Annotated in this window: 9 protein-coding genes; 2 read left to right on the top strand and 7 right to left on the bottom strand. The window is 58.3% G+C overall.

From position 1 onward, the window contains the following. Positions 1-4 precede the first annotated feature (4 nt). The 6 genes from O9H32_RS14955 to O9H32_RS14980 form a co-directional block, all read right to left on the bottom strand. A complete protein-coding gene (locus O9H32_RS14955) occupies positions 5-181 on the bottom strand; it encodes a hypothetical protein (protein ID WP_269866906.1) in 177 nt (58 codons plus the stop codon). Further along, on the bottom strand, positions 178-1,383 hold the full coding sequence (locus O9H32_RS14960) for a Ger(x)C family spore germination protein (RefSeq protein WP_269866907.1): 1,206 nt from the start codon (positions 1,381-1,383) through the stop codon (positions 178-180). Before O9H32_RS14960 ends, O9H32_RS14955 begins: the two co-directional genes overlap by 4 nt. Next, positions 1,367-2,485, bottom strand: coding sequence for a GerAB/ArcD/ProY family transporter (locus tag O9H32_RS14965; protein WP_269866908.1), 1,119 nt, complete (start codon positions 2,483-2,485; stop codon positions 1,367-1,369). Before O9H32_RS14965 ends, O9H32_RS14960 begins: the two co-directional genes overlap by 17 nt. Next, on the bottom strand, positions 2,482-4,059 hold the full coding sequence (locus O9H32_RS14970; protein WP_269866909.1) for a spore germination protein: 1,578 nt from the start codon (positions 4,057-4,059) through the stop codon (positions 2,482-2,484). Before O9H32_RS14970 ends, O9H32_RS14965 begins: the two co-directional genes overlap by 4 nt. A 247-nt stretch (positions 4,060-4,306) precedes the next feature. Further along, positions 4,307-4,999 (bottom strand): aspartate/glutamate racemase family protein, encoded by a 693-nt coding sequence (locus O9H32_RS14975; RefSeq protein ID WP_269866910.1) that lies wholly within the window; start codon positions 4,997-4,999, stop codon positions 4,307-4,309. 98 nt (positions 5,000-5,097) lie between these two features. Beyond that, entirely contained in the window at positions 5,098-5,373 is a 276-nt protein-coding gene (locus O9H32_RS14980) for a hypothetical protein (RefSeq protein ID WP_269866911.1), read from the bottom strand. Between the two features lie 203 nt (positions 5,374-5,576). Here O9H32_RS14980 and O9H32_RS14985 point away from each other — a divergent pair, with 203 nt between their 5' ends. Continuing rightward, positions 5,577-6,278: a pirin family protein gene (locus O9H32_RS14985; RefSeq protein ID WP_269866912.1), complete on the top strand. Its 702-nt coding sequence runs from the start codon at positions 5,577-5,579 to the stop codon at positions 6,276-6,278. Between the two features lie 17 nt (positions 6,279-6,295). Then, a complete protein-coding gene (locus tag O9H32_RS14990; RefSeq protein ID WP_269866913.1) occupies positions 6,296-6,655 on the top strand; it encodes a hypothetical protein in 360 nt (119 codons plus the stop codon). A 308-nt stretch (positions 6,656-6,963) separates the two neighbouring features. Here O9H32_RS14990 and O9H32_RS14995 read toward each other — a convergent pair. Beyond that, the coding region (locus tag O9H32_RS14995) for a transposase (protein WP_269864292.1) at positions 6,964-7,177 on the bottom strand (214 nt) is incomplete at its 5' end.

Genomic DNA, 7,177 nt, shown 5'->3' on the forward strand with positions numbered 1-7,177 from the left:
TCTTTTATGAAGAGCCTCCCCCTTCGTCATCCTGGCCGGAGGCTTGGCCCACCCACGGGGGATCGCCCAGTTTGTGAATATAGCCGCTCAGCTTGTAGGCCGCATAGGGAATCACCAGGGCCAGGCAAGCGCAGAAGAGGACGAAGACCGACGGCATCCGCCCCACCAGCTTATCGATCATTGTCCGCGTTCCTCCTCATTGGCATTGATGCTGCCGATTCTGCGGATTTTCACGTCGCTCTGGATATGCACCTGTGCGCTGCGGAACAGTTCCTCGCCATATTCCCAGTTGTCCTCGATCGCGGTCCACTGCTTGTAATGCTCCTCCCGGAGATGTGCCCCGAGACCGGCGGCATCTTTGCCGTATTTCTTCTGAAGGACCTTAAGGAGCTTCCTGCAGCCCTCCTCTATCCTCGCATTCAGTTTGGCCTCGATATCGCTGATCGTCGGGGAATTCGTCAGGTCCAGCTTGGCGAAGGACTTGCCGAGCGTCCCCTCCACCTGGATATAGACCGAGAAGACGGGCGTTCCCCCGGGAGGCCAATTCACTTCGATCTTCCGCTTGGCCCGCTCCACTTCCAGATCGACCGTCCGGCCGGAGATCTCCGTCTCGACAATGCCTCCCGTTACTTCGCCCCTCAAGAAATTGAGAGCCTGGGTTTCCTCCCCGCTCAAGAAAGCGACCATCCGCTTGTTCCGCCCGTCGAACAACGCAGAACCGGTCAGCGAGACCCCTTCTTCATAAGGAACTACTTTCTGCACCGTGAAGCTCTGCTCGGTCAACATGTGCTCATGTACGTCGCCGATACGCGATTCGGGGAGCATGTAGTTGCTCTTCCGTTTGTTCTTGGCCGTGGATTCGATGTAATTCACCGGCATGTTCTCGCTGAGCGGCAGGACGTTCAGCACTTGTTCGGCCCGGCCTTCCGACACCATGATCTTCACGTTGCGCCGCATCTCGTTATCCCGGAGGAAGAAATCGAGAATATCCGCGAACTCCCGTGTACGGGCCACCTCCGAGGAGATGATGATGAGCTTCAAGTGCTCGAAATAGGGGGCGCGGCTCGTCTTCGTGGACAGCTTGCCGGTCAGCGAGTGCATCGAGTTCTCCGTAGCACTGATATTGAAATACGCCTTCCCTCCGGCCGGCCCTTTCGAATCCCCAGCTTTGAGGCCCGACGGCACAACCATTTGATACGTGCCCATATATTTGTCCATGCCGCCGGAGGTTTCCCGGGAGACCCCCTTCCCTTTGTTGCGGTCAATCCCGACGCCTACCACGAACCCCCGTTGATCGATCTCGATCCGGTCCCAGCAGCCAGCCAGCAGCAGGGCAAGGAGCACCGGGAGCAGGAGCCGAACCGCCCTACCTTCTCTTGCCATGAAGACGCCACCCCCGAATCAAGACCACTCCGTAGAGAAGACAGGGAAGCAGAATTACGATAAAGAGCCCGGCATAGTTAATGACTGCCCCCATCATGGTGAATTCGATGCCATTCTCGGGGAACATGCAGATGAGATAAATCACGGGACTCATCAGTAACACCCCCTGCTTTCGCTTCAGGCTGCCGAATACATTCCCAAGGGTGAAGATCGCCAGATCCATCGCCATGGTCGCCGTGTTGAAGATCGTCATGATCCAGATCGTAAAGAAGATGGACTCGAACCGCTCGAAGAACTCGCCGGGCACCTGCATTTCCTTCGCCAGCTCAATGGCCGGATAAGTCACTTCCTTCAGCGCCGGGTGGGAGAAGACGCCTAAGGCGATGAGGTAGACCACAAGGTACAGGAGAACGGGCAGGGTTACCCCGAGCACGGCTGCCTTGGGCGCATCTTTGGGCCGGTTCATGAGAGCGGTATAGAACAGAACGACCTCGAACCCGAGCAGGGAAAAGACCGTTTCTTTGGCGCCGCCCATCACCTTCCTCCAGTCGGTTACAAAAAACGGCTTCACATCGCTGATATGAAACAACGGGATGGAAAACATCAGGACGAAGGCCGATATGCACATGACGATCGGTAAAAACAAGGTATTGAGCCGGATAAGCCCGATCCGGCTCCCCGCCACCGCATAGACGGTGACAAGCAAAAAAGTCAGGGCAATCATCTCCACCGGCGTACGCTCGAACAGGTACTGCTTCGAGATGTTCGCAATGGCACGGATCTCATAGGCGCAGAAGAGCATGAAGTACACGGACATGCATAACACCCACACCATTGCAACCGGCTTCGAGATGAGGGAGGAAGCGTAAGCATACAATCCCTGGCCGTGGTAACGGCCGGCGAGCCGGCCCAGCACCCAGGCGCACCCGACAGCCAGCCCCCCCGCGATCACAATGGACATCCAGCCGTCGGAAGCCAAGGTGGCCCTGGCCAGAGTCTTGGGCAGCGTCAGGATGCCAACTCCGATCATCATCGAAGCGATGGTAATGGCCATGTCCGAGAGGCTGATCGACTCGTCTCCAAGCTTGAACGGCTCCTTCATGGCTTCCCTTTCCCGGGTGGCTGCCGGACCTCATCTTCCGCACGGACCAGCCGCGGACGCTTGGTCAGGAATACAAGGGGGGCCCGAAGGACCAGGTCCTTCCAGTCCCGCATGAGCTGTGGGGCGAACGGTGCCGAATAAGGCACGCCGAAACTTCTCAGATTGACAAGATGGATATTGATCATGACGTAGCACATGATCAGGCCGTACAAGCCGAAGATCGAAGCGGATATCATCACCCCGAACCGGATAATCCGCAGGGTAATCGCGAAAGAGTAGGAAGGCAGGGCAAACGAAGCGATCGCGGTTACCGCCACGACGATGACCATAATCGGACTGACAATCCCGGCGGAGACGGCGGCCTCCCCGATGACGAGCCCCCCTACGATCCCGATGGTTTGGCCGATCGGCTTCGGGAGACGCAGTCCTGCTTCCCTCAACAGCTCTAAGGTAATTTCCATGATGAACGCCTCCACAACGCCAGGAAACGGCACCCCTTCCCTGGCTCCCGCAATCGAGAACGCGAGCTTGGAGGGGAGCATCCCGTGATGATACTCCACAAGAGCAATATAAAGTCCGGGCAGGAACGTTGCAATGAACGCCGCCATCAGCCGGAGGATCCGGGTCATGGTTGATATCAGCCAGTGCTGATAATAGTCCTCCGGCGACTGGATGCAGGAGGAGAAGGTGATCGGTAGAAGCAGGGCGAAGGGGTCCCCGTCCACGAGTATGGCTACTTTGCCCTGCAGGAGGGCGCCGGAGATTTTGTCCGGACGCTCCGTGTTGAGCATGAGCGGGAACGGAGAGAGAAAGCTGTCCGACACCCACTGCTCGACAAAGCCGGATCCTTCCACATCGTCGATATCGAGCGTCAGGAGCCGCCGCCGCACCTCGTCTACCACCTTGCTGTTCGCAATTCCATCCATAAACACAAGAACCAAATCCCGGTGCGCCCGCCTCCCCAGCTGGTAATCCTCGAAGCGCAGATTCGCGCTGCGGATCCGGCGCCGGATGAGTGTGGTATTCGTCCGCAGGTCTTCCGTGAACCCTTCCCGGGGCCCCCGGATAATGGACTCGTTCTGGGGATCCTCCACCGGCCGGCTCTTCCATCCGCGGCTGCCGATCAACAGTGCTTGGTCCATTCCGTCCAGGAACAGTGCCGTATCTCCCGAAAGGACGGCGAGCATGGTCTCCCCCAGCTCCCCCGACAGCGAGTAGTCGGAAGTGCCAAGCACCCGTTCCTCGAGCAGCGCGAGCAGTTCTCCTTCGGTTGGATCGGCCTGCAGATCACCGGTATCAAGCAGCGGCAGCAGCAGCTGCTCGTTAACCAGGGTCCGGTCCGACAGCCCGTCGATATGTACCAGCACACCGGTACGGCCGGCTGTTCTGCCGAAGACGAACTCCCGGACAATCAAGTCTCCGGGGCCGCCGAGGAGCCCCCGGATTCTCCCCACATTCTCTTTTGCGGAGGCAGCGAGCGGCACGGGCTGCGGCTGTACCCCGCCGTCCGGGCCGCTGCGGCCGCTCTTCGGCAGGTTCCTGCCGCCTAATCTACGAAGCCATGATAATCGCACGCCCCCACCCCCCGCAAGCGTTCCGGCACTGGATCCGCTTCTACCGGTACCGCCCCGCACAATCTCGTTTCGTCTACCTTTCACTATTCGCCTCTTCAGTGGAAATTATTACACGGAGAGAAGTTATTCCGTCTCTCCGGCCGTCGAACGGTATGGCCTCCAAAACAAACAAACGCCCCACCCGCAGTAAGGGTGGAGCGTTACTAAAAAAACATTAGACCCCCTTCCGCCACGAAAGCGAGGGGAGTTACGATTGCAGCGCCCAAGCTACGGCCTGCTTCGCATGCAGGTAGGCCGTATCGAACAAAGGCAGCGGGCTGTCATCCTGACGGAGCAGGAGTCCGATCTCCGTACAGCCCAGAACGATGCCCTCCGCCCCCCTAGCCTGCAGCCGCCGGATGACGGCAAGGAACTTCTCGCGGGATTCCGGCAGAATCACGCCCCTGCACAATTCATCGAAGATGATCGAGTTCAGGATCTGCCGGTCCTCCTCTTCCGGAATCAGGACATCGATGCCCTCCGACTCCAGCTCTCCACGGTAGAAGTCCCCTTCCATCGTATACCGGGTTCCGAGCAAGCCCACCTTGCGCGTCCCCTGCAGCAGGATGGCCTGCGCTGCCGTTTGGGCAATATGGAAGAACGGAATCCCTACAGCGCTGCGGATCTCCGGGGCCACCCGGTGCATTGTATTCGTGCAGAGGAGCAGGCACTCCGCCCCTGCCCTCTCGAGCCCTTGGGCCGCTTCGCTCAGCATCCGCCCGGCATCGGCCCAGCGGTCTTCGCGCTGGCACTGCTCGATGTCGGCAAAATCGACGCTGTGTAGAATGCACCTCGCGGAGTGCAGTCCACCGAGGTTCTCTTTCACCAGGGTATTGATGATCCGGTAATATTCCAGCGAGGATTCCCAGCTCATCCCGCCGATCAGTCCGATGGTCTTCATCCATTTCACTCCTTCACTCTATGTCTAAGTTCTCTTTCTAACCATCGCACAGGAGAAGAAGATTGGCAATGAAAACCTTTTATGTAAACGGTACTTGACTACTCCCGAAGCGCATCCCGCAGGCGGGTCGACATCGATTCCGCCGCGCGTCCGGCCGCCGCGCTCCGCGCCTTGACGAGCAGTTCCTTCAGCCGAAGATTCTCTTCTTCCAATTCGCGGATGCGCCTGCGCGATGCTTCGGCCTCCTCCGAGGCTTCGAGAGCACGGAGCAGTTCCTCGTCCCGGCGCCCCGCCTCCGCGAATAATCGCTCAAGGGCTTCTTCCCACTTCCGCTTTTCATCCGGTTCTTGATTCTTGCCCGGTCCTTGATTCATGTCTGCTTCCTCCCTTCGTTCTCTCCTGAAATGAGTTTCCCCGGGGCTGAGCCCGTCTGCCATTCCCCCTGTCTTCTTCGATCCGCGATGCGGCTGGAGACAGTGGTTGTATTTCAGGTCTAATAAGCTATAATAATGTTAGTAACCTACTTTTAGCGTAAAATAAAACGATCTACACCGTGAATCATGAGAGGAGCTTCCCTATGATCTCGATCTATCCCGCTTCTTCGCGTTATTCGGCCGACCACGGCTGGCTGCAGAGCAACTTCAGCTTCTCCTTCGGGGATTATTACGACCCGGACAATACGGCCTTCGGGCCTCTGCGCGTCTTCAACGACGACACGATCCAAGGGAACCGCGGCTTCGGCGCGCATCCGCACCGCGAGATGGAGATCGTCTCCGTGGTGCTGGAGGGCCGGCTGAAGCACGAAGACAGCACAGGCCACGCCGCGGTGACGGCCTTCGGCGAAGTCCAGCGCATGTCGGCAGGCACAGGCATCATCCATTCGGAGATGAATCCGGGGGATGAGCCGGTCACCCTGCTTCAGCTGTGGTTCTCCCCTGACCGCCAAGGCGTGGAGCCTTCCTACGAGACGAGCCGGTACGATACGGCGGCGCTGAAGAACGCCCTGCTGCCCGTCGTATCCTGCCGCTCCGGTGAGGGCATCGCCCATATCCACCAGGATATGACGATCTACCTGTCCGAGCTCGAAGCGGGCCGGGAGCTGAGCTTCGAGCAGGAGGAGGGGCGCCGGATCTATGCCTTCGTCATGGAAGGCGGGATTACGCTGAACGGCGAGCATACGCTGGCCCGCCGCGATGCGGCACGGATCACGCAGACGCCCTCCCTGCACATCCGTTCCGAGCAAGGTGCGCTCTGGATGCTCATTGACCTGCCCTACTAAGCGAAGGAGGAGAAGCTATGAATGTTCCTGAGATCCGCCGCACCCTGCTCATCAAGCATGTCACCGGACGGTTCCTGCTCGACTCCCGGAACCTCGGCAATGCGTTCGGCTTCACCCTGGAGGAGCGGGATGGACAATGGTCCGTGGAGGCCCATGGCGTTGCCCCCTCCGTCATCCGGGAAATCGTCCGGTTGTCCGACGAGCTCAACTTGTTCTACTTCGAAGAAGACAAGGAAGCCGGCACCCTGCGCAAATGGTGGTTGTACGGCAAGAACGCCCCTCGTGTGGCGGGCAATGAAGACGCCGGCACCTTATCCCTGTCGCTCGATACGCGGACGGCCTACTCCAACGAGAACACGAATATACCCTCCGGCTGAGCAGCCCATTTCGCCAAGTTCCCCTGAGCCGGGCCTCAAGCCCCTCATGATAGACTTCTCCCTAGGGTCGATCCGGCTTGAGGGGTACGCGGGGCGCGTCCGCAGCGACACATTATACCATGAAAGCCCGCCGGGAAGGAATTCCCGGGCACAACAAAAAACCGGTAAGGCCCGAGGGAGGCCACTGAAGAACTAACGCTTTTTCATCGGGAGTCTCATAGAAGTTACAAAAAAGACATCTGCCTCCATTTTTTAGGGAGCAGATGTCTTTTTTAATGGCTCAAAATGGGTTTGCCCGACTCGTTTTTTCATTCTACCAGTTTCAATATCCGTTTAAGATTTACAGCGAATATGGCCATTGCACCTTGCATTTCCATGCCTAGCAGACCCGAGGATGTGGCGACATCATACCCGTGCCTATGTTTGAGCTCGCTGTTCTTTGCTTCAATCTTGTAGCGCTCTTTGGATTTCGCCTTGAAATGCTCCGTTTCCTGGAATGCCATTTGTTCCGAGTGTGCTTCA

The sequence above is a fragment of the Paenibacillus caseinilyticus genome (genome assembly GCF_027533645.1).
Lineage (GTDB): Bacteria > Bacillota > Bacilli > Paenibacillales > NBRC-103111 > Paenibacillus_G > Paenibacillus_G caseinilyticus.